Origin of the sequence: Nostoc sp. GT001, assembly GCF_030382115.1 — a bacterium.
GTDB lineage: Bacteria > Cyanobacteriota > Cyanobacteriia > Cyanobacteriales > Nostocaceae > Nostoc.
Genome location: NZ_JAUDRJ010000003.1, coordinates 68351 through 89540, shown reverse-complemented (window position 1 = coordinate 89540; position 21190 = coordinate 68351). Strand labels below are relative to the sequence as shown.

Here is a 21190-nt window from a genome sequence, read left to right as displayed (position 1 = left end):
ATGACCACTGACAAATGACCAATGACCAATGACCAATGACCAATAACTAATTATGCAAATCCGTCGTCGTTCACCTAACCCAGCTATTGATGTATCGATATTGCGTTATCAGGCTGTCGTGCCTGATGCAGCGCCAAACAACATCTTGGAAGAAATTGTCTGGCAGAAAGAAGTAGAATATGACCAAATGCGGGAAAAGGTTCCTTTGCAAGAATTGCGAAAGCAGGTACTGACTGCACCGCCAACCCGTGATTTTGTCGCCGCCTTGCACCAAGGTAAGACTAAGCCAGCATTAATTGCCGAAGTTAAAAAAGCTTCACCTAGTAAAGGTGTTTTACGAGAAGATTTTGACCCAGTAGCGATCGCGCTGTCTTATCAGCAAGGTGGTGCTAGTTGTCTTTCTGTGCTGACAGATGTCAAGTTTTTTCAAGGTAGTTTTGAAAACTTAGCCAAGGTTCGGGCTGCCGTAGATTTGCCCCTATTATGCAAAGAATTTATTGTCTATCCTTACCAGATGTACTTGGCGCGGATTCACGGTGCAGATGCTATTTTATTGATTGCCGCTATCCTGAGCGATCAAGATTTGAAATACTTCCTCAAAATTGCTAACAACCTGAAAATGGCAACCTTGGTTGAAGTTCATAGTTTGGCAGAACTTGACCGTGTGCTAGCCTTAGATGGAGTCTCCTTGGTAGGAATCAATAATCGCAATTTGGAAGATTTCTCTGTCGATCTGCAAACTACTTGCCAACTTTTGGCTGCAAGGGGTAGACAATTGCAAGAAAAAGATATCCTTGTTGTCAGCGAGTCAGGACTACACAACACAGAAGATTTGAGTTTAGTGCTGACAGCAGGTGCATCTGCTGTACTCATTGGAGAATCTTTGGTAAAACAACCAGATCCCGGTGCTGCGATCGCTCATATATTACCGAGGAATTTTTGAAAGAAACACCCCAGATGCTCTAAAAAGCGCAGGGCAACTGCACATAATAGTTGAGCAATTGGGCATACTATGCGTATACACACAGCAATTTGCTATCAAATATCATTAATATCTTTGCCAAATCTTCATTGCTAATCAAATCAAAGCCATAAGCAACTAGTTATTCATTATGTAACAATTTATTAACAAGAAACAAACTGTGACTAATACAAAATCCCAAATATGAAATCAAAATTTAACTTCATGGAGCAAATTCCTCTACCTTCGCCTATTCACTACGAACTTATACTTCAACTCTTAGAAAGACAAACTATGTTAGCAGTAAATGATAACCCAGATTTACGGCATCAGGTGAATCAGTTAATTATTACTCTCCGTAAAGCTGCTGTACAGCAAAAGCGACTAGAAGAAATTTGCGAGTTTTCCTCTGTAACTATCGATCACCGTTGGTCAATCAACCATCATAACGATAACAAAGTTGTTGCCCCCGATTGAAAAAAATTGTCATCTTTATAAGATTTTAGTTTTGAGAAAGTTCATCTTGATTTAGATAAAACTGTAGATCAGTTAAAATAAAATATTGATGAGATTCTCTCTCGAATTTGACGAAAGATGAAATATAACAGCATTGATGAACTCCTCAGAAATAATCAGGCTTGGGTTGCCGAAAAGCTAGCCCTAGATCCAACTTACTTTCAAGAATTATCTAGTGGACAAACACCACCCTTTCTATACATTGGGTGTTCTGATAGTCGTCTGGCATTAACAAGGTTTACCCGTACAGAACCAGGAGAGTTATTTGTACATCGTAATATTGCCAATCAAGTTTCTCTAACGGATATAAACTTTTTAGCCGTTTTAGAATACGCAATTTTACACCTGAAAGTGGAACACATTATCGTTTGTGGTCACTACGATTGCGGAGGAATTAAGGCAGCTTTAGAAGGGAGAACTATCGGAATTCTTGATAACTGGGTAAATCCGATTCGGGAACTGTATTTAGAGAAACAAGAAGAAATTGATACCTTGCCAACAAGAGAAGAACGTCTGAATCGCTTGGCAGAAATCAATGTTGTGGCGCAAGTGAAAAATCTTTACCAAACTTCCATCATGCGTCAAGCACTCCATGAGCGAAAAGCGCCTATGGTTCATGGCTGGGTACTAGATATACGCACTGGACTAATCAAAGATTTAAACGTTTCAACTGTGCAATGGCAATTGCACATCTGCCCCTTGCTTCTAGAATTTAGACTCTATGCCATGTTAAAAAATTAGACTTAATTCGGTATTTACCGCCACACAAAAGCTGACATTTAAGACTTGATAAATATTGTTTTTACAACTTTTATTTAGATATCGGGTTTTCTTGGGTAGTATTTATGTATATTTCCAAAATTAAAGCAGTATTCTTAGAGATTTTTGTTTAATTAAAGTTACGAATACAAAGTAGTTAATTTCATGAAAAATTTTTTATAGAGGCAATTCATAAATTGCCTCTACAAGAATCAGTAACACAGATATTGGTACACTTAACCTACTTCTACAAAAAATTATTTTTTAGCAATTATCCATATTGCATGAATAATTCCCGGAATGTAACCAAACAGCGTCAAAAGTATATTAATCCAAAAGTCTACACCAAAACCTACTTGTAAAAAAACTCCCAAAGGCGGTAGGAAAATGGCACACAGAATCCGAACTAAATCCATTTAAACCTCCTATTAATCTCAGAAAAGACAGCTTGTTGGCAAACTAATTTACCACTATTCAAGCATATTTGTACCTTTCAAAGATAACATCTCCTCTCTTAATCTAGATTGCGGTTAAGATACGGTAAACCGCACTCAAGATTAGCCACCGCTAATTTTGGCTTTGTAACCTAGCTTGGTCAAAATCTCGACAATTTTCTGTTTGTGTTCGCCCTGAATTTCAATTTCATTGTCTTTAAGTGTTCCACCTGTGCCACACTGGGTTTTCAACTGCTTCACCAAATCTGCTAAGGTTTCTGGTTTTGCTTGAAAACCGCTAACGACTGTGACGGTTTTGCCTTTGCGTCCTTTGCGGGAAGCTTGTACTTTCAGATTTTGTTGTTGTGGGGGTAGTTCTGGAATTGGTCTTTCTGTGGCGGCGGAGTTGTCATTGCCAAATTCGCGGTAGACAAAGCCTTTATCAGAAGATTGAGACTTGGAAGAAGACATAAAATGAATGTTTAAGAAAAATTTCAAAGGCAGTGGAAACTTCTACGCAACCATTCTGCTGGGATACAATTTCTAGGCTAACATTACACATCCATACATCATAACCAAACTGACATAATACTTGAACTGATTCAGGAAAATGGCTTGTCTATATCTATAATTAAACCTAATCTTACCTAAACCATCTCAAACTCTAATTGATGACTCTTGAGAAAATCATGGGTGAAATGATCCACCATATTGGTATCAGCTAGTTCCAAATTATAAAAATCCACGGCTTCATGGTCAAAATGAGGGCCAGCGTGCCAAGTACCCTCATGTAGCTTGATAAAACAATTCCCCGGAATGCGGAAAGCAGCAATCTCTTCTAATGCTGGTTCATTCACATCATTATAAGGAGGACAAACTGCAATTAACCAATCCTTCCCTTCCAAAGAACCCAGACATTGAGTGCATTGCACATGGCGAGTAATTTTGTAGAACTTTCGCCCTATATTCTCCAACCGCATAATATAGAATCGTGGAATCCCATTTTGCAGGTTTAACTGGGCATCTTCCTCATCGTAAGTTTTGCCATCAAGACTTGCAAAAATCACCTGTCCATAACGCCGAAAGTTTTCAGAAGTCACCCATTGTACCTGCAATTGTTGCACTGTCTTTGGTGTACTCATATCAAATCTTTAAGAGAGATTATTTAGATTTATTTTCCCCCAGAATGACTGAATTTTATACAGCTATTATGGTGACTTCCTGAGTTTCAATGCCTGAAATTATGAAAAAATAACTTTAGCTCGCTAGATAACTACGTACTTGTTCCTTTTGGCGTCGGAGGAGACTGAGAGCTTTTTGTTCTATCTGACGCACCCGTTCTCGACTAATGCCCATGCGATCGCCAATCTGTGCTAAAGAAAGTTCATACCCATCAGTTAGGCCAAAGCGCAGGGTTAATATTTCTCGCTGCTGGGGAGACAGCTTTGCCAATAAGTCTTGTAAGTCCTGGTGGAGAGATTCTTCAACAGCATAATCTTCGGGAGAAGGGCCATCATCCTCCAGTATGTCTTGCAATTCTGTATCTTGTTGTTCGCCAACTCTTGCCTCTAGAGAGAAGGGTTGACGGGCTAAGTACAAACACTCTCGAACTTGGCTAGCTGTCAAAGATAAGGCAGTGGCAATTTCAGCCGTAGTGGGAACGCGACCTAACTGTTGAGATAATTCTCGCTGCACCCGTTTAATTTTGTTCAGTTTCTCAAAGACGTGGATAGGTAAACGAATTGTACGTCCTTGTTGAGCGATCGCCCGTGTGATTCCTTGACGAATCCACCAGTAAGCATAAGTAGAAAACTTATAACCAAGAGCGGGATCAAATTTATCTACCCCCCGTTCTAAACCTAAAGTACCTTCTTGAATTAAATCCATAAATTCTAGGTTCCGGTGCTGGTATTTCTTTGCCACAGCTACCACTAACCGGAGATTAGCCTGAATCATTTTCTGCTTGGACTGTTGTCCTAAATTTAGCTGTTGCTCTAGCACCTCCACACTTAACTCCACCCGATCTGCCCATTCTTGCAGCGTGGGTTCATGGTTTAATTTCACAGCCAATTCTTCCTTAGCAGCTAATAAATTCATCATCTGCTGCACTTGTTGGGCAAAAATAACCTCTTGTTCGCGAGTCAACAAATCTACACGCCCGATCTCTTGCAGATAACTACGCACAATATCATCTGTAGCTCGAGGCTTTTTATCTGCGGCTAAACTTTTTTTCTTCGTTTTTTGAACTTCGGTATGTAAAGATGTTAAGTTGCTCATGGTTATTTGCTCCTCTGTAACCTCATCAATTTATTGGTATCAAGTCTAGATATTCAGACCCACAGCCATTTCACACTGCTAATCAATAGATATCTTGCAAAAGTACTTAACACCCCATCCCTTAATTTACTTCCCGCTTTCGGGGAGGGTAGACAAAGCGTAGCTTTGGCGGGGTGGGGTTCTTAATTTGTAATTTATGCAAGAGGTCTAATCAATTTGCAACACTGATGAATTCTGGTCTATGATACATTACAAGTTAATTGTTGGAGATAATAAACCCAAAATCAACCCACCCCTTAATAATAACATCATCATCAGTCACAAATCAATTATCTCAAGTATCATTAGCATATCCTTTGAAGTAATTACATTCTTTCATCATTTATTTTTGTATATTCTAAAATACAATTAACAATTAAATTTAGTGTAGTTATCCAATAAGGTTTCTGGAGAAAGTAAAAAATATCGGGTAACGATTCCATTATCTAAGAAATAAATTACTAATAGCAACTCTTAAAATATCACAACAAGTTCTTTTATTAAAGTGTTCATAGTCCGCTTATAAATAGGTGTAATCTCATTAAATAAAAACTCATCAAATAGAAAATATCCATTTTAAACCTACTTTTTTTAATACAATCTAAGCATATCAAGCCAGTTACATAGTGAGCGATCGTTAAACATGAAAGAAAGAACTTCTCCTTCTCCCCTTCTTTATTAAATAACAGCTTTATTGAAGAATCTGAGCAAATACTTAGTAATTAGGCATCTGGTGAAATTAATTATGCGGTATCCAGAACACTTGCACAGACGTAGCACTGCTACATCTGTATATTCATTCTTACTCATATCTCTTTCCGGCGTTGCATAATGGCGGTATGAATTGAGGTAAAACTGGATGGAATGTCCGCGTTGTGGGTCGTCTCATATCCGTAAGAACGGAAATAAAAGAGGTAAACAGAATCACATTTGCTGTAATTGCGATCGCCAATTTATTGATCGGTACGAACCACCTCAAGGATACAGTGATGAAGTGAAACGGGAATGCCTGAAAATGTACGTTAATGGTATGGGATTTCGTGGCATTGAACGGGTCAAAGGTGTGCATCACACGACATTGATTACTTGGGTAAAACTTGTAGGAGAACTGCTACCTGATGTTTATGATCCAGAGACAATTCCAGAAGTTGGCGAACTCGATGAACTAGAAACGTTCGTCGGCTCAAAAAAAACAAAGTTTGGCTTTGGACAGCAGTGAACCACTTCACACAAGGTATTTTAGCGTGGGTTTTGGGCGACCATAGCGCCGAAACTTTTCGACCGTTATGGGATATTGTAGGTACTTGGCAGTGCTATTTCTATGTCACGGATGGATGGTTGGTCTATCCAGGCTTTATTCCAGAGGGCGACCAGATTGTGAGCAAGACTTACATGACACGAGTTGAGGGGGAAAACACCCGGTTGCGCCACTATCTCGCTCGATTGCATCGAAAAACGCTATGTTATTCCAAATCAGCACAAATGCTGAAATACTCGATTCGATTGCTACTTCACTATCTCAAGTTTTGGGATGTTCCAGTTTCAGTATGATTCATACCGCCATTATGCAACGCCCTCTTTCCTAGGATTTAGGATGATCAAGAAGACGCAGATATCTGTGACAATTGCACTTGTGTCATATTGAACGCAGATATCTGCACTGGATGCGGTATTGTCAACTTGATTACTCCTAGAGAAATTTAATGGACTAAAAATACTAACAGTGGTAACACTAGCATCAAGGATGATACTTGGCAAGACAGCAACACCCACGATCGCCCTNAATATCCTCTTGAAGCGAAAAGATTTTTGTGTAAAGGTATCTAGNNNATTGTTGTGCAGCATAGCTTAAACAAGAACATTCCCACTTTTTGGAGAAGTCGGAAATAGTCTAAAACTCCTAATGAAGGAACATCTCACAGCTTTCTCGCTTACTAGTTTCAACTTCTAGTTGCACAAAAGCACAGTTATGTATTTACATAGATGGTTGGCTTATTGCAAAGATTTTTGGGAAAATAGTACTATATTGAAGTTTTAATCTAACTCTTCAACCATCACTTTAGTAGATATCGGTTAAGGAAAACATTCACCTCATTATGTTAACAAAGTTCCTATATCAAAATTTAGTAACTGTCACACGAATACCAGAATCCAGTTTAGGAACCTTGAGATACTCAATTGGTTCAGTACTTTGAGTCTTGGTTGGCTCTTGACATTGCTTAAAAAAAGCGCTTGGGTTATTGATGAACTCAAGCGGGTTCATTTTTTGGCATCCTCGCTCCTGCATCAGCGAAATTGATTCAGCAGTTTGTTTTGGGTTATTAGTCTGTCCAATAAAATTGCTCCATGTAGCGTTAATCGTAGCTGGTTCTGTCAATAAAACTCCAGCCTGATCGCGATCGCCTATTGTTATAGAAACATTCTCTTGGTTAGCATAGGCTCTCTGACTGAGAGTGAGTGCGCTAATCACAACGGCTAAAATAATAGAAGAGGATTTCATAATTCAATCTCTCAACATTTAATGTCAGTTTAATAATTACAATTGCCTAGATCCAAAAACAAAGAAATAGGAGGCTAGGTTGAGTACTTCAGATTAACACAGGTGATCATAAATATAGCAAAACTTCATGAAAAATATAGTGAAATCTAGTAAAATATGACTGAAGTTTGCCTACCTTGAACAACTTGCTTGAGCTATTTGTCTAGTTAATTGAGATAGTAGCTGGATTTCCGCTGTCTTGCACTAGTTTGATGTAAACTAATTTATTGCTTTAACTACGCTGTCATTTGATACTCCTTTGTTAGGCTACGTTAAATTCAAGCTGGATAGGGTTAAAGATTAAATTTTGTGTAAATTAATTTTGTCTTACTACTTGTCTTCTAATCATTTGTACCGACTTAATTACCTGTACTAAGTCGGTCAGCACAAAAATTTGTCGTAGGTAGCGAGCGATCAGACAGGAGGGAGCAGTAAAGATTAAACTGATTGTCAGTCTTTATAGGTTCGGTACTCAAATCATGTAATTTTATGATTGCCAGTCCTGTATTATTCCCATTGACTATTATTCAGAGCAAGAATTCATTGTTAGTTAAAGTTTTGAAGTATCTTACGTAAATATCCATTTAGTCTTTACAAGTATCTCTTCTCAGTGTCCAAAGCCTGTCTGTAAAATGCTTACATTGCTTATAGACTGGCACAATTGAACTATTCCTTACCTGAAGGAATTAACCCCTCTTGTCTTTTCAAAATCAGTAAACCGAGAGTGAATACATTAGTATTTTGTATAAATTTTTTGTAAAGTTATTAAATTCAGTGTTCTTACATAATATGATAGTGATTGTTAGGTTACTAATCAATACTTGCGTTAGTAGTAACATAAAACTAAGTTAACAAAAATTAAGCCCCAAAAATGGAAAGCAACTTAATCAGGGATAAAATTGTGAGTTATCCTGGCTTTGCTGTCATCCGATATTGAAGAACCTCAGCAATAAGGTATTAGCTAAAAATCAACCCAAATATTAATATCACAAGGTAGACTACATTGTTACTGTATTCGTAATCGTGAGAACAATCTGCTGTAAGTAAATAGTCTTGTTTTATAAAAGTTTACACATATTATGACGATGGAATCTTTACCAAATTTTGAAGAAGTAAATATTCAGAAATACTTAGAAGTTTTTCAACGGCGTTGGCTACCTCTAGTTGGAATTTTCGCCATATCAGTTAGCCTTGGATGCTTGTATGCATTTTCACTAAAACCTTCATACAAAGCAGAAGGAAGTTTGATGATTAAAACAAATCGCTCTTCTTCACTCACGGGCTTACCGGATGACATAGGACGCCTAGAAGCTTTGAATGTGAACGACAATCCCTTGGAAACTCAGGTGAGAGTTATTGGATCAAATCCAGTAATGGAGAAAACAATTAACTCCCTCAACCTCAAAGATAATAAAGGCAAACTGCTCACGATTCCTGACTTGGCAAAACAACTAAAAATAGAAGGAATTAAAGGCACTGATGTTGTACAACTTTCTTATAAAGGCGGCGATCCAAAACTAGCTGCTAAAATCGTTAATGAAGTTATTGACAGTTATATCGATCTAAATATCAAGGCTAATCAGAATGAAGCGCGGACAGCCAAACAGGTTCTTGTAACGGAAGTACCTAAAGCTGAGGAAGTTGTCAGAAGAGCCGAATCAAAACTGCGGGTATTTAAAGAAACGAATAAAGTTGTTGTCCTAGAACAAGAAGCAGCCGCAGCAGTCGATACAATTTCTAAGTTAGGAAACCAAATTTCTCAAGCTTTAGCTCAACTAAATGATGTCAAGGGTCGTCTAGAACAGTTAAGCAGTGAAGTTCAGGTAAATTCACGGCAAGGTGTAATCGAATCTGAATTGAGTCAAGCACCTGGAGTTCAGAAAGTGCTTGCTGAACTCCAAGACACAGAAAGCAAACTAGCAGTAGAGCGGACTCGTTTTGCACCTGAACACCCTACAATTACCAACTTAGAAGAAAAAGTCGTAGCTCTTAAAAACTTGCTAAAAGAGCGGACAGGACAAGTAGCTGGTGGAGCGCAGATAACACAGGGAAGTTTACAGGTTGGACAACTGCGGCAAAGCCTAATTGCAGATATTACTCGTGCCCAGGCAGAACGGGTTGGTCTAGAGAGACAAATTGCCACACTCAAACAACAGCAAAATGCCTATATCAAACGAGCAAATAATTTGCCAAGGCTAGAACAAAGTCAACGAGAGCTAGAACGGAAACTGCAAGCAGCTCAAACGACTTACGAAACACTCTTAAAGAAACGCCAAGAGATTGATATTGCACAGAACCAAAAAATTGCAAATGCTCGTGTTATTTCCTATGCTTTAATCCCTGATAAAGCAGAAGGGCCTCGGAAAATGCTGTTTATTGTTGGTGGAGCAGGAGTTGGTTTTTTCTTAGGTATCATTGTCGCCTTTACTTTAGACTTGATAGACCGCTCAGTGAAGACCGTCAAAGAAGCCAAAGAAGTCTTGAGATACAGTGTTTTGGGAGTAATTCCTACACAAGGTAGAAATGGTAAAGATCATTCTTCGATACCAGGACTGGATAGAGCTATTCCCAAAATTATTGGTAGAGATATTCCTTACTTCCCTGTTGGTAATGCATATCAAATACTACAAGTAAACTTGAAGTTCCTCTGTTCTGATAAACCGCTCAAAAGCATTGTAGTTACAAGTTCCGTTGCCAAAGAAGGAAAGTCTGACGTATCTGCAAATTTAGCTGTGACTATGGCTCAAGCAGGTCGTAGGGTGTTGTTGGTGGATGCAGATATGCGTCATCCCATACAGCATCATATCTGGGGGCTAACAAATACAATTGGACTAAGTAATATCATAATTAATCAAGCTCCTTTAGATACAGTTGTTCAGGAAGTAATGCCTAATCTGGAAGTTCTCACTTCTGGAGTTTTGCCTCCAAATCCAGTGGCAATGCTAGATTCTCAACGCATGGCAACATTAATTAGTAACTTTAGCAGAGATTACGATCTTGTCATTTTCGATACTCCTCCATTATCAGGAATAGCAGATGCTGCTGTTTTAAGCACCTTGACTGACGGTATCTTATTAGTCGTTCGTCCTGGAGTGGTTGACTTGAACAGTGCAAATGCAGCTAAAGAGTTTTTAACCCAGTCAGGTCAGAAGGTATTAGGGATAGTCATCAATGGTGTGAATACTAAAAATGAACCTAATAATTATTTTTATGACAATAAAAAACGACAAATTGAACAAGATTTAGTATCTTCCAGCAGCTTAACTAAATTTCGCAAAGAGCGCTAAGTTCTCTTAAAAATTCTGAAAGCTACAACCATCTAAACCCAATTTTGTGACTGTAGTAATAATGGATCAAACTAAAATCAAAACTTCTTGTTTAATTAATAATTACAATTACGCTCAATTTCTCTCTGAAGCAATTGATAGCGCTTTAAATCAGACAGTGAAATTTGATGAAATTATCATTGTTGATGACGCATCCACAGATAATTCCACGGAAATTATCAACAGATTTACTCAATTAGCTAATGTTAAATCTATCTTGAAAGAAAAAAACCAAGGACAATTATCATCTTTTAATGAAGGTTTTTTAGCTACTACTGGTGACATTATATTTTTTTTAGATGCTGATGATATTTATGAACCTCAGTATTTAGAAAACGCCCTAAATTTTTACAATAGACGCAGTGAATGTGATTTTGTATTTTGTGCGTATAAAAAATTTGGAGCAGTAGAAGGCACATTTCAAGACGATGAAGTTGATTTAGATTTGGGTTATTCAGTAATTAGAACTTTATATAATGGTGAATGGATTGGTTCCATAACTTCAACATTATCAATACGTAGAGAAATAGTCCGAAAATTTTTACCTATTCCCAATTTAGAAGATTGGCGTGTAAGGGCTGATGACTGTTTAGTATGGGGAGCTTCTTTGGTGGGGGCTAAAAAGTTTTATATGTCTAAACCTTTGGTGATGTATAGAATACATGAGAATAATCAGTATCATAATAAGAACTTTTTAGATGTAGACAAAAACTATGAATACAAAAGATTCTGGAAACGTAATTCACTGTTTAATTACATTCTGCAAAAAAACAATTTTAGCTGCCCATTATTCTTAGCTTTTACATCTATCAGGGAGTTACAAACAATACCATGCCCAAAATATCAGGATTTTGTTACTTATTTGAAAATAATATTTTTATTTGAGCATAGTTTGTATTGGAAAATAAAGGGCATTATTTTCTTACTTAGCTATTTTTTGAAAATTTTGATTAGTGGTAAATTAAAAACCTTGTAAGCGCTCAAAAATGTAAGCTACTGAATAAATACACTTTATTTTGTATTTGAAAAAATGAAAAAGTTGCATGAGCAAGATTGATAAATATAAATAATTGCATATGATTAATTCATAAAAATAATGTTAAGCAAATTAAAAATTAAAAACTTATCGAAATTTAAATCTCGTTCTGGACTGCGTGCAATTATTGCTAATACAGGTTGGTTATTTGCCGATCGCATCCTACGTATGGGTGCAAGCTTGGTTGTAGGAGTATGGGTAGCACGTTATTTAGGAGTAAAACAGTATGGTCTATTTAACTATACTTTAGCTTTTGTTGCCTTATTCAGCCCAATTTTTACTCTCGGACTAGATGACGTAGTAGTTCGCCATCTTGTTCGTCAATCATCAAACAAAGAAGAAATTTTAGGAACTACTTTTTGGCTAAAATTTTTGGGTGGAATTGCTTCTGTTTTATTGGCAGTTAGCACGATGTTTTTCTTAGGTGAGCATGAAACACTAAAGATATGGCTAGTTGCAATTTTAGGAATAGCAGGAGTTTTTAGGGCATCTGATACTATTGAACTGTGGTTTCAATCACAGGTGCAGTCAAAATATACTGTAATTGCTAAAAACACGGCATTTTTGCTAAATACTCTCATAAAAATCGCACTAATTTTAACAAAAGCACCGTTGCTAGCTTTTGCTTTGGTAACATTAGCAGAATTTGCAATGAGTGCTATTGGCTTACTGGTTGTTTACCAAGTCAAAGGGTCTTCATTATGGTTATGGCGTTGGAGTGTTGCAACTGCTAAAACTCTTTTGAAAGAGAGTTTACCTCTAATGTTTTCGGGGTTCGCCATCATGATTTTTATGAGAATAGATCAGGTGATGTTAGGTCAAATGATCGGAGATAGTGAGGTTGGTGTTTATTCTGCTGCTGTGCGTGTTTCTGAAATTTGGTATTTTATTCCGGGGGCTATTGTTTCTTCTGTTGCTCCAGCAATTTATGCCGCCAAGGAAAAATCAGAAAGTCTTTACTATCAGCGAATAGGACAATTACTCAGTCTCATGACTTGTATATCTTTAGCAATTGCTCTTCCAATGTCCTTTTTATCTGACAAGATAATTATGGTGATGTTTGGAAGTGGATATGCAGAAGCAGGACCAATATTAGCAGTTCATATTTGGACTTCTTTGTTTGTATTTATGGGTCTTGCAACATCACCTTGGTTTATTGCTGAAGGTTTGAACCATGTTTCTTTAGGTAAGACCTTATTTGGAGCCATACTAAACATTATTCTCAATTTATTACTTATTCCTAAATATGCAGGACTGGGGGCTGCGATCGCAACAATCATATCTCAAGCTGCTGCTGCTTTTATATGCAACGCATTTGATTCAAGAACACAAAAACTCTTTCAGATTCAGGTGCGATCGCTTATTCATTTTTACAAATACTAATCGTTATTATTTAAAGTTTATATGATCAAAACACCAGTAACTTTTATTATTTTTAAACGCCCCCAAACAACAGAGAAAGTTTTTGAAGCAATTCGCCAAGCCAAGCCAACAAAACTTTTTGTAATTGCAGATGGACCTCGCACTGACCGCGAAGGTGAGGTAGAAAAATGCGAAGCTACTAGGGCAATTGTTGAGAGAGTTGATTGGGATTGTGAAGTAATAAAAAATTATTCTGATATCAACTTAGGTTGTGCAAAACGGGTATCAAGTGGTTTAGATTGGGTCTTTAATAATGTTGAAGAGACAATTATTTTAGAAGATGATTGTATTCCTCACCCAACTTTTTTCAGGTTTAGTCAAGAACTGCTGGAAAAATATAGAAATGATACCAGAATCGCCACAATCTCTGCTCAAAATGTTCAACTTGGACAAAAACGTACAAATTACAGTTACTATTTTTCTCGCTACAACCACTGCTGGGGTTGGGCAAGTTGGAGGCGTGCTTGGCAACATTATGATTTGACTATCAAACTCTGGAAAGAGGTGCAAGCAGAAAACCTTTTACATGACATTCTTGTAGACCAAAAAGCGGTAAATTATTGGCAACGAATATTTCAATCTGTTTATGACAATCCTACAGGTATAACCTGGGATTACCAATGGACATTTGCTTGTTGGATGCAGGGAAGCTTAAGTATTATTCCCAATGTCAATTTAATCTCTAATGTTGGTGTTGGTGTAGACGCAACTCATTTTACTTCAAATCAAGAATTTTATTTCATCAATATGCCGATGCGAGCAATGGAATTACCATTAAAGCATCCACCATTTATTGTCAGGAATGTAGAAGCAGATAATTTTACACAGAAAACAGTCTATAAAGCAACTGCATTGGACATTTTTAAAGAGGAAGTGAAGAAAAGATTGAATTACTCATTGATAAAAAAATAGATTAATTAAATATCACAAATGAAAGTAAAATTAACAGAAAAAATATTAACTATCTTGCTATTACTCATTGCTGTGGGGGCATTAACAATACACCCCGCACAAGAAGTTTCTATGTCTACGCTTGGAGGCGATAAGCTAGATACTTTGTTCAATATAGTTTCATATCTAATCCTATTTTATTTCCTAATTTTATACTGGAAAGGTTTTTTTTATGTAATTACTAGAAGTCCATTACAGTTTTTTCTACTAGCAATAGTTATATTTTCTCTTTTATGGTCAGAAGACCTAAGTTCTAGTCTTACTTATCTAAGAGGTCTAATCCGCATATATTTTCTTGCAATCTATTTAGCAATGCGTTATCCCCTTAAGGAACAAATTAAGCTGATAGCTTGGGCATTTGGCATAGCTGCATCATTATCTATGCTATTTTCTGCATTCGTACCAGGTTATATTCACGAATCACCTGAATTACTAGGTATGTGGAGTGGAATTTATGGTCATAAAAATGAATTAGGTTACATGATGGCTTGGAGTGCAGGAGTTTTTTTACACCTTGCTCTTAGTGGCCATCGATATCGCTGGTTGATGTGGGCACTATGTGGGATATCTGTATGTCTAATTATCCTCTCACGTTCAACAACATCTTTAACGATATTATTGGCAATGGTATTACTTTTACCTTTCTACAGATCGCTGAAGAGAACTAATTATAAATTACAAGTTATTATGATTACTTCAACTTTGATGTTAATGATAATTTTTTCAATATTACTTCTCAACAATATCGAAACTGTAGTTGGCACATCTGGTAAAGACCTTACCTTCAATGGGCGCTCTGACCTCTGGGAGCTAGTAATTTCTAAGATTTTGGAAAGACCTTGGCTAGGTTATGGATTTTCGGGATTTTGGACTAGTAATGCTGCATCTAAATTAAGAGCTACTTATGATTGGGCAAGTAATGCTCACAATGGTTTTTTAGAAATATTTTTAGAATTAGGTTTTTTAGGTTTTTTGACTTTCGCAGCAGGGTTTGTCCGGTTTTTTGTCATGGCATTGACTCGAATTATTTCTGTCGCGAAAAAACCGGAAGATTATTGGCCAATGCAGATACTAATTATCATTCTTATAGTTAATTTTTCAGAAGCCAGATTATTAACTCCTAGCTGGAACTGGTTAATGTATGTCACCACGTCATTATCTTTAACTCTTGAATATCAACGAAATCATAAAAATATTTTAGTCAATTAGTTTTTATGGCAGTCATAAATAGTTTTAGTGATTATTAAGTTAATAAAAATGAAAATTTTACATATTAGTACCCATGATATTAATGGCGGTGCAGCGAGGGCTGCATATCGTTTACATACAGGTTTACAGGATATAGGACTACAGTCACAAATGTTAGTTCAGGAAAAATATAGTAATGATAAAACAGTAATTGCACCTAAAATTAGACTATTTCAAGGTATCGCTAAGGCAAAGTTGACAGTTGAAAGTTTACCATTAAAGCTTTATCGCCAAAAGAAAAATACTCCATTTTTTACTCAATGGTTGCCAGATAGAGTTATTCCGAAAGTTGCTCAGATTAATCCAGATATAATCAATCTACATTGGATTAGCGGAGGTTTTATGCAAATAGAAACATTTGCTAAACTGAAGCGTCCTCTAGTTTGGACTCTCCATGATATGTGGGGGTTTACTGGAGGGTGTCACGTTACTGGAGAATGCGATCGCTACAAAGTATCTTGCGGGGCTTGCCCTCAACTCAGCAGTGGTAATGAATGGGATCTATCCCGTTGGGTATGGCAGCGCAAAGTAAAAGCCTGGAAAAATTTAAATTTAACTCTGGTTTCACCAAGTTCTTGGCTAGCGCAGTGCGCTCGTTCCAGTTCTTTGTTCCAGAATTTGCGAATTGAGGTAATTCCCCACGGATTAGATACTCAAAAATATCGACCGATTAATCAACGTTTTGCACGAGAAGCACTCAATCTACCTCAAGATAAAAAGTTGATACTTTTTGGAGCGATAGAAGCAACAAGCGATAGAAATAAAGGATTTCATTTATTGCAACCAGCTTTACAAGAATTGAGTAAATCTGGCTGGAAGGATGACTTGGAAGTTGTGATTTTTGGAGCATCTCAACCCGAAAATCCACCTGATTTAGGTTTCAAAACCCACTATTTGGGACACTTACACGATGCTATATCTTTAGCAACTGTTTACTCAGCAGCTGATGTGATGCTTGTACCATCTCTTCAAGAATCTTTTGGACAGACAGCTTCAGAATCATTCGCTTGTGGTACTCCAGTTGTGGCGTTTAATGCTACTGGCTTAAAAGATATTGTTGATCATCAGCAGAATGGCTATTTGGCTAAACCTTATGAAGTTGAAGATTTTGCCAAAGGAATCACCTGGGTACTTGAAAATGAACAGAGGTTGCAAAAACTATCATTTTATGCTCGTGATAAAGCCGAGCAAGAATTCACTCTAGAACTTCAAGCACGTCGTTATTCGGCCTTGTTTCAGGAAATATTGATGATAGCCAAGAAATCTTCATTGAGTAATTAACTTAGTAAATCAATACTTCACAATATGTCAATACCTATAGCTTTTATAATTTGTACAGAACCTGGTCGTTTAGAAGGTCAATCTTTGATGCTTGCGGAAAGTATTCGTAAGTTCTGCGGCGAATTGAAAAATACACCTATATATAGTTTTCATCCTAGAGTAGGTGAACCGATTTTAAAGCAAACCCAACAAGCCTTTGAAGCATTGCAGGTGACTCATCAACAAATCCCGATAAATCGAGAATTTCATGAATATTATTTAGCTAATAAACCCTTGGTTTGTGCCTATGCAGAACAAAATGTTGATGCAGAAATATTGGTTTTTTTAGACAGTGACAAATGCTTTTTTTCTGAGCCAAAAGAATTTTTATTGCCTGTAGATTGTAATGTACGGATGCGTCCTGAGTATGGTCAAGGAATTGGTTCTACAGGCCTCCAAGATCCTCAAGAATGGTATTGGCAAAAACTATATGAAGTACTGGGAGTAAAGCGTGAGGTATTTGTTGACACACCAATTGGTAATAAGAGAATCAGAGCTTACTGGAATTCTGGTTTGATTGCTGTAAGAAGGAGTGCAGGTATATTTACAACTTGGAAAGAGAACTTTGAAAAAGTAATGCGCTTGGATATTACCCCTCCCCAGGGTATTTATTTTGTTGAGCAGTCTGTTTTGTCTGTAACTTTATGTGCCTTGGAAGAAAACGTCGAACACCTTCCTACTAATTATAGTTATCCATTACCTTTACATAACCGTTTATCAAAAGAACTACAAATTAAACATTTCGATGATATGATATCCATTCATTATTTCAACTTATTTTTTTATAATGATTGGAATGCACAAATAAAAAGATTGAAAAGATTCAATATCAATTCAGAAAAATATCTATGGTTATGTCAAGAGGTTATCAGACTTAATATGCCTCGTGTATCAGTTTGGCATCGATATATTTTGGTAGCCAGAAAAATGGAACAAAAACTAAAGAACTTCAATTTAGATATTAATTTCAGTGGCTGGATAGAAAAAATGGTTAAGTTTTAACCCGTAAGTTTATGATCTGGATTAATTTTTTTGTAGATATTATATGAGGATAATAATATGAAGCAAGCAAATCTAGCCGTAATTATGACCTGCCATAACAGGCGGAATACAACTCTTGCCTGTCTAAATGCTTTATATCAGCAAAAAAAACATTGTGATGTTTATTTAACTGATGATGGGAGTTCTGATGGGACTACAGAGGCTGTTAAAGCAGAATATCCAGAAGTACAAATTCTTCAAGGTAATGGCAATTTATTTTGGGTGGGAGGAATGCATCTCGCTTTTGGTGAGGCAATCAAATATCAATATGATTATTATCTGTGGTTGAATGATGACACATTTCTGGAAGCCAATGCTGTGACTAAACTGTTGCAGGTTCATCAAAATTTGACGGAACTTGGTTATGCAGACTCAATTGTAGTTGGTTCAACTAAAGACTTAATTACAGGAAAAGCAACCTATGGAGGAGCGGTAAAATCTAAAAAGTGGTATTCTAATAAATTTGAATTTTTAGAACCAAGTTTCGTTATCCAACAATGCGATGCTATGTATGGTAACTGCGTGCTAATTCATAAAAGTGTTGCCGCCAAAGTTGGCAATATTGATACAGCTTTTGTTCATAGTTTAGGAGATTTAGATTATGCCCTGAGAGCGCGTAAATTGGGTTGTAAAATATGGGTAGCTCCTGGGTATATTGGGACTTGTACTAAAAACTCTATCCGCAATAGTTGGGCCGATACCAATTTAAATCTATTAGAGCGCTTGAAAAAAGTACTAGAAATTAAAGGATTTCCATTGAAATCATGGACTATATTTTGTAGCAGACACTCTGGGCCATTCTGGATATTGTACTGGTTCTTACCCTATATCAGAGCAATTATTGGCTACAAAGATTTGGGCACCTCTCCCACATTTTCTGAGGATATTAATCAAACTAGCTCAGGAGTTTAAGACTTGCATGATAGTCATTAATTGGATGATATTTGGATAAAATTATAACTATCTTGAGGATTTGACAAATCTAGTTTCAAATTATAAAATAATAATCAGCAATCATTTTATGGGTAAACGCTTACTGATTGTCTCAACCCTCGATTCTAGTCAGCCATTTGGTGCATTTACTAGACCTTTTTATCTAGGACAATATCTTACTAAACATTTTGATGTTTTTCAGCTAGGTTTAGATTGTTCATCTGTTAATTATGCACCTTCTTTTTCTATTGGTTCAAGAAGCTTGAGGTCATATATTCAATCTATAGAAAAGTGCATCGACGAGTTTTGTCCAGACATTGTGTATGCTCAAGAAACACTACCTGGATTGGCTGCTTTAGTTTCACTAAAGCTGAGAAAACACAGTAGTTCCTCTCTTGTCTTAGATTTTCATACATTTTCGCCTTATGAATACTGGATGCGCTTGTTTTCAGTTGCCAATCCCTTCAAAGAGTTTGCACAATGTATTAAGACATATATTGCTCAGGGAATTTTAATATTCTCTGGTAGTCCAATTATTGCAGCAGGTGAATCAATTCCTAAACTAATTTCCCAATGGTATGGAAAAACTCCACAGCAAATTTATTCTATCGGGAATGGAGTGACTCAAGACTTACTCAATACTGAAGTTTTTCCAGATAAAGACCCCTATCAAGCATTTAGACCAGCTAAAATAGTGGTTATTATTGCTCCCAAAACATTTCAATTTCCAACTAATGATATGTCTGTATCAATGGCTATCGAGGTCGCGAAATCCCTTGAAAGCCATCAAGAGAAAGTACATTTTGTTGTTATTGGCAGGGATAGTAGTGATATTTTAGAACCAATACCCTCTAATATTTCTTTTTTAGGCTTTTTACCTAAAAGAGAAGATTTTGTAGCCCATCTGAAATATGCAGATATTGCTTTGTTGCCATTTTCAAAACAAGCAGTAGCAGGTGGTGCTCGCAATAAAGCATTAGATTATTTTGCTAGTAGAAAATTAGTTGTATCAACACCAGAAGGCTTGCGAGGTTTAGAAGAATTTCGCAATTTAGAACACTTGTTAGTAACAGGATACTCTAGCGAAGAAATCGCTAAGACAATACTAGATGCTGCTTCAAATATTGATAAATATCAGTCAATTGTAGATACAGCATATACTTTAATTACAGAAAAATATTCCTGGAATGCAAGAGCGCAAAATATCGCAGACATCCTCATAAAAACAAGTACTTTTTAGTTATAGTTAGATAATAATTTTTAGCTAAAAAAATAGGCATTTAAATATTTAGGTACTTCAGTATTGAAATGTTGCTAATTAATTTTACAATCTTCACCTTGACCTTGAGATAAAATCTCATATTTATCAAAATAAAAATAAGATATGAAAAAGCGATTTTCTTATAAACTTATTGGTGCTCAAGTGGATGCACTCTCTATCCTTGACTTAAATTTATTGATTGAAGAATCTATTGATCGAGATGAAAAATGGATTATTGCTAATCACAACTTACATAGTCTTTATCTCTTCCATAACGATCCAAAAATGCAAGCTTTTTATGCGAAGGCAGAATATACCCATATTGATAGTATGCCTCTAGTGTTTCTTGGAAAGCTGTTGGGTTTTCCAATTAAACGGGAACAAAGAGTAACCTATGCTGATTGGGTATGGCCTCTGATGGCAGAAGCTGCTAGTAAAGGCTGGCGTGTATTCTATTTAGGTTCAAAGCCAGGAGTTGCTGAAAATGCAGCAAATATTTTATGCCAGAAATTTCCTGGTTTACAGATTGCTTGCGCTCATGGCTATATTGATATAGATAAAGATAGTCAAGAAAATCTTGCCACTGTGGCTGCAATTAATGCTTACAAACCCCATATATTAATGGTAGGGATGGGTATGCCACGCCAAGAGTATTGGATTTACGAAAATCTTGAACATATTCATGCCAACACTATTTTGACTAGTGGAGCCTGTATGGACTATATAGCAGGAGCAATACCTACTCCTCCTCGCTGGATGGGAAAGGTGGGATTGGAATGGTTATATCGCTTGTTATCTGAACCAAAAAGACTTTGGAGACGTTACTTAGTTGAGCCTTGGTTTGTTGGCACATTATTTTTGCGAGAAATTTGGAGTATCTCAAGTAAACGAAAAAAAAATAACCTGCTGGTATTTCTAAGTACGAAATTTCAAAAGTTCGTAGCTTGACCAGTAGGTTGCTCAATTCGTCACGAATTTATGAAATGTTGTACTAAGATTTAATGATTGATTAGTCAGTAATTCTTATTCAACTTTCATAATCGTGAATAACAAAAAATATTTTAATTTATTTTACTTAGAATAATACTTAAAAATGCCATAGTAGTTTCCGGCATAGTGAGGTACAT

20 protein-coding genes are annotated in these 21190 nt (G+C 36.6%); 14 read left to right on the top strand and 6 right to left on the bottom strand.

Annotation, left to right across the window (positions count from 1 at the left end):
• Positions 1 to 52 precede the first annotated feature (52 nt).
• The 3 genes from trpC (at position 53) to QUD05_RS03045 (ending at position 2218) form a co-directional block, all read left to right on the top strand.
• On the top strand, positions 53 to 943 hold the full coding sequence (trpC, locus tag QUD05_RS03055; RefSeq protein ID WP_289794809.1) for an indole-3-glycerol phosphate synthase TrpC: 891 nt from the start codon (positions 53 to 55) through the stop codon (positions 941 to 943).
• Positions 944 to 1186: 243 nt separating this feature from the next.
• Positions 1187 to 1438: a DUF5340 domain-containing protein gene (locus tag QUD05_RS03050; protein WP_094349807.1), complete on the top strand. Its 252-nt coding sequence runs from the start codon at positions 1187 to 1189 to the stop codon at positions 1436 to 1438.
• 117 nt (positions 1439 to 1555) lie between these two features.
• The gene (locus tag QUD05_RS03045; protein ID WP_289794808.1) at positions 1556 to 2218 is read left to right on the top strand and encodes a carbonic anhydrase; all 663 of its coding nucleotides are present in this window, start codon (positions 1556 to 1558) and stop codon (positions 2216 to 2218) included.
• 275 nt (positions 2219 to 2493) lie between these two features.
• Here QUD05_RS03045 and QUD05_RS03040 read toward each other — a convergent pair whose 3' ends face one another.
• The 4 genes from QUD05_RS03040 to QUD05_RS03025 all read right to left on the bottom strand — a co-directional run bounded on the left by QUD05_RS03040 (position 2494) and on the right by QUD05_RS03025 (position 4947).
• Positions 2494 to 2652 (bottom strand): YqaE/Pmp3 family membrane protein, encoded by a 159-nt coding sequence (locus QUD05_RS03040; RefSeq protein ID WP_289794807.1) that lies wholly within the window; start codon positions 2650 to 2652, stop codon positions 2494 to 2496.
• A 141-nt stretch (positions 2653 to 2793) separates the two neighbouring features.
• Positions 2794 to 3141, bottom strand: coding sequence for a translation initiation factor (locus QUD05_RS03035; protein ID WP_289794806.1), 348 nt, complete (start codon positions 3139 to 3141; stop codon positions 2794 to 2796).
• Between the two features lie 176 nt (positions 3142 to 3317).
• Complete coding sequence (locus tag QUD05_RS03030; RefSeq protein WP_289794805.1) at positions 3318 to 3812, bottom strand: ureidoglycolate lyase; 495 nt, start codon at positions 3810 to 3812, stop codon at positions 3318 to 3320.
• Positions 3813 to 3927: 115 nt separating this feature from the next.
• Positions 3928 to 4947 carry an RpoD/SigA family RNA polymerase sigma factor gene (locus QUD05_RS03025; RefSeq protein WP_289794804.1) on the bottom strand — a complete coding sequence of 340 codons (1020 nt, stop codon included), beginning with the start codon at positions 4945 to 4947 and terminating at the stop codon, positions 3928 to 3930.
• Between the two features lie 898 nt (positions 4948 to 5845).
• Here QUD05_RS03025 and QUD05_RS03020 point away from each other — a divergent pair.
• Positions 5846 to 6537 (top strand): IS1 family transposase gene (locus tag QUD05_RS03020; RefSeq protein WP_289794349.1). Its coding sequence is split into 2 segments (ribosomal slippage): positions 5846 to 6170 and positions 6170 to 6537, totalling 693 coding nucleotides; the frame shifts between segments, so codons are not numbered across the junction.
• A 12-nt stretch (positions 6538 to 6549) separates the two neighbouring features.
• Here the strand turns inward: QUD05_RS03020 and QUD05_RS33925 are convergent.
• Both QUD05_RS33925 and QUD05_RS03015 read right to left on the bottom strand, forming a co-directional pair.
• On the bottom strand, positions 6550 to 6831 hold the full coding sequence (locus QUD05_RS33925; protein WP_354666111.1) for a DUF3172 domain-containing protein: 282 nt from the start codon (positions 6829 to 6831) through the stop codon (positions 6550 to 6552).
• Between the two features lie 271 nt (positions 6832 to 7102).
• Positions 7103 to 7486: a hypothetical protein gene (locus QUD05_RS03015; RefSeq protein ID WP_289794802.1), complete on the bottom strand. Its 384-nt coding sequence runs from the start codon at positions 7484 to 7486 to the stop codon at positions 7103 to 7105.
• A gap of 1118 nt (positions 7487 to 8604) precedes the next feature.
• Between QUD05_RS03015 and QUD05_RS03010 the strand changes: the two genes are divergently transcribed.
• The 10 genes from QUD05_RS03010 to QUD05_RS02965 all read left to right on the top strand — a co-directional run bounded on the left by QUD05_RS03010 (position 8605) and on the right by QUD05_RS02965 (position 21011).
• Positions 8605 to 10812 (top strand): GumC family protein, encoded by a 2208-nt coding sequence (locus tag QUD05_RS03010; RefSeq protein ID WP_289794801.1) that lies wholly within the window; start codon positions 8605 to 8607, stop codon positions 10810 to 10812.
• Between the two features lie 61 nt (positions 10813 to 10873).
• The gene (locus QUD05_RS03005; RefSeq protein ID WP_289794800.1) at positions 10874 to 11827 is read left to right on the top strand and encodes a glycosyltransferase family 2 protein; all 954 of its coding nucleotides are present in this window, start codon (positions 10874 to 10876) and stop codon (positions 11825 to 11827) included.
• A 120-nt stretch (positions 11828 to 11947) separates the two neighbouring features.
• Positions 11948 to 13270, top strand: coding sequence for a flippase (locus QUD05_RS03000; RefSeq protein ID WP_289794799.1), 1323 nt, complete (start codon positions 11948 to 11950; stop codon positions 13268 to 13270).
• A gap of 24 nt (positions 13271 to 13294) precedes the next feature.
• Positions 13295 to 14221 (top strand): glycosyltransferase family 2 protein, encoded by a 927-nt coding sequence (locus QUD05_RS02995; protein WP_289799865.1) that lies wholly within the window; start codon positions 13295 to 13297, stop codon positions 14219 to 14221.
• An 18-nt stretch (positions 14222 to 14239) separates the two neighbouring features.
• Positions 14240 to 15469 carry an O-antigen ligase family protein gene (locus QUD05_RS02990; RefSeq protein WP_289794798.1) on the top strand — a complete coding sequence of 410 codons (1230 nt, stop codon included), beginning with the start codon at positions 14240 to 14242 and terminating at the stop codon, positions 15467 to 15469.
• A gap of 48 nt (positions 15470 to 15517) precedes the next feature.
• Positions 15518 to 16789 carry a glycosyltransferase family 4 protein gene (locus QUD05_RS02985; protein ID WP_289794797.1) on the top strand — a complete coding sequence of 424 codons (1272 nt, stop codon included), beginning with the start codon at positions 15518 to 15520 and terminating at the stop codon, positions 16787 to 16789.
• 24 nt (positions 16790 to 16813) lie between these two features.
• Positions 16814 to 17830, top strand: coding sequence for a GT-B fold glycosyltransferase domain-containing protein (locus tag QUD05_RS02980; RefSeq protein ID WP_289794796.1), 1017 nt, complete (start codon positions 16814 to 16816; stop codon positions 17828 to 17830).
• 57 nt (positions 17831 to 17887) lie between these two features.
• Positions 17888 to 18781, top strand: coding sequence for a glycosyltransferase family 2 protein (locus QUD05_RS02975; RefSeq protein ID WP_289794795.1), 894 nt, complete (start codon positions 17888 to 17890; stop codon positions 18779 to 18781).
• Positions 18782 to 18890: 109 nt separating this feature from the next.
• Positions 18891 to 20042: a glycosyltransferase family 4 protein gene (locus tag QUD05_RS02970; RefSeq protein WP_289794794.1), complete on the top strand. Its 1152-nt coding sequence runs from the start codon at positions 18891 to 18893 to the stop codon at positions 20040 to 20042.
• A gap of 144 nt (positions 20043 to 20186) precedes the next feature.
• Positions 20187 to 21011 (top strand): WecB/TagA/CpsF family glycosyltransferase, encoded by an 825-nt coding sequence (locus QUD05_RS02965; RefSeq protein ID WP_289794793.1) that lies wholly within the window; start codon positions 20187 to 20189, stop codon positions 21009 to 21011.
• Positions 21012 to 21190 lie beyond the last annotated feature (179 nt).

Bases quoted from the DNA above. Each gene is read 5' to 3' on its own strand.
- trpC (WP_289794809.1), top strand. From the start codon at position 53: ATGCAAATCCGTCGTCGTTCACCTAACCCAGCTATTGATGTATCGATA.
- QUD05_RS03050 (WP_094349807.1), top strand. From the start codon at position 1,187: ATGGAGCAAATTCCTCTACCTTCGCCTATTCACTACGAACTTATACTT.
- QUD05_RS03045 (WP_289794808.1), top strand. From the start codon at position 1,556: ATGAAATATAACAGCATTGATGAACTCCTCAGAAATAATCAGGCTTGG.
- QUD05_RS03040 (WP_289794807.1), bottom strand. From the start codon at position 2,652: ATGGATTTAGTTCGGATTCTGTGTGCCATTTTCCTACCGCCTTTGGGA.
- QUD05_RS03035 (WP_289794806.1), bottom strand. From the start codon at position 3,141: ATGTCTTCTTCCAAGTCTCAATCTTCTGATAAAGGCTTTGTCTACCGC.
- QUD05_RS03030 (WP_289794805.1), bottom strand. From the start codon at position 3,812: ATGAGTACACCAAAGACAGTGCAACAATTGCAGGTACAATGGGTGACT.
- QUD05_RS03025 (WP_289794804.1), bottom strand. From the start codon at position 4,947: ATGAGCAACTTAACATCTTTACATACCGAAGTTCAAAAAACGAAGAAA.
- QUD05_RS03015 (WP_289794802.1), bottom strand. From the start codon at position 7,486: ATGAAATCCTCTTCTATTATTTTAGCCGTTGTGATTAGCGCACTCACT.
- QUD05_RS03010 (WP_289794801.1), top strand. From the start codon at position 8,605: ATGACGATGGAATCTTTACCAAATTTTGAAGAAGTAAATATTCAGAAA.
- QUD05_RS03005 (WP_289794800.1), top strand. From the start codon at position 10,874: ATGGATCAAACTAAAATCAAAACTTCTTGTTTAATTAATAATTACAAT.
- QUD05_RS03000 (WP_289794799.1), top strand. From the start codon at position 11,948: ATGTTAAGCAAATTAAAAATTAAAAACTTATCGAAATTTAAATCTCGT.
- QUD05_RS02990 (WP_289794798.1), top strand. From the start codon at position 14,240: ATGAAAGTAAAATTAACAGAAAAAATATTAACTATCTTGCTATTACTC.
- QUD05_RS02985 (WP_289794797.1), top strand. From the start codon at position 15,518: ATGAAAATTTTACATATTAGTACCCATGATATTAATGGCGGTGCAGCG.
- QUD05_RS02980 (WP_289794796.1), top strand. From the start codon at position 16,814: ATGTCAATACCTATAGCTTTTATAATTTGTACAGAACCTGGTCGTTTA.
- QUD05_RS02975 (WP_289794795.1), top strand. From the start codon at position 17,888: ATGAAGCAAGCAAATCTAGCCGTAATTATGACCTGCCATAACAGGCGG.
- QUD05_RS02970 (WP_289794794.1), top strand. From the start codon at position 18,891: ATGGGTAAACGCTTACTGATTGTCTCAACCCTCGATTCTAGTCAGCCA.
- QUD05_RS02965 (WP_289794793.1), top strand. From the start codon at position 20,187: ATGAAAAAGCGATTTTCTTATAAACTTATTGGTGCTCAAGTGGATGCA.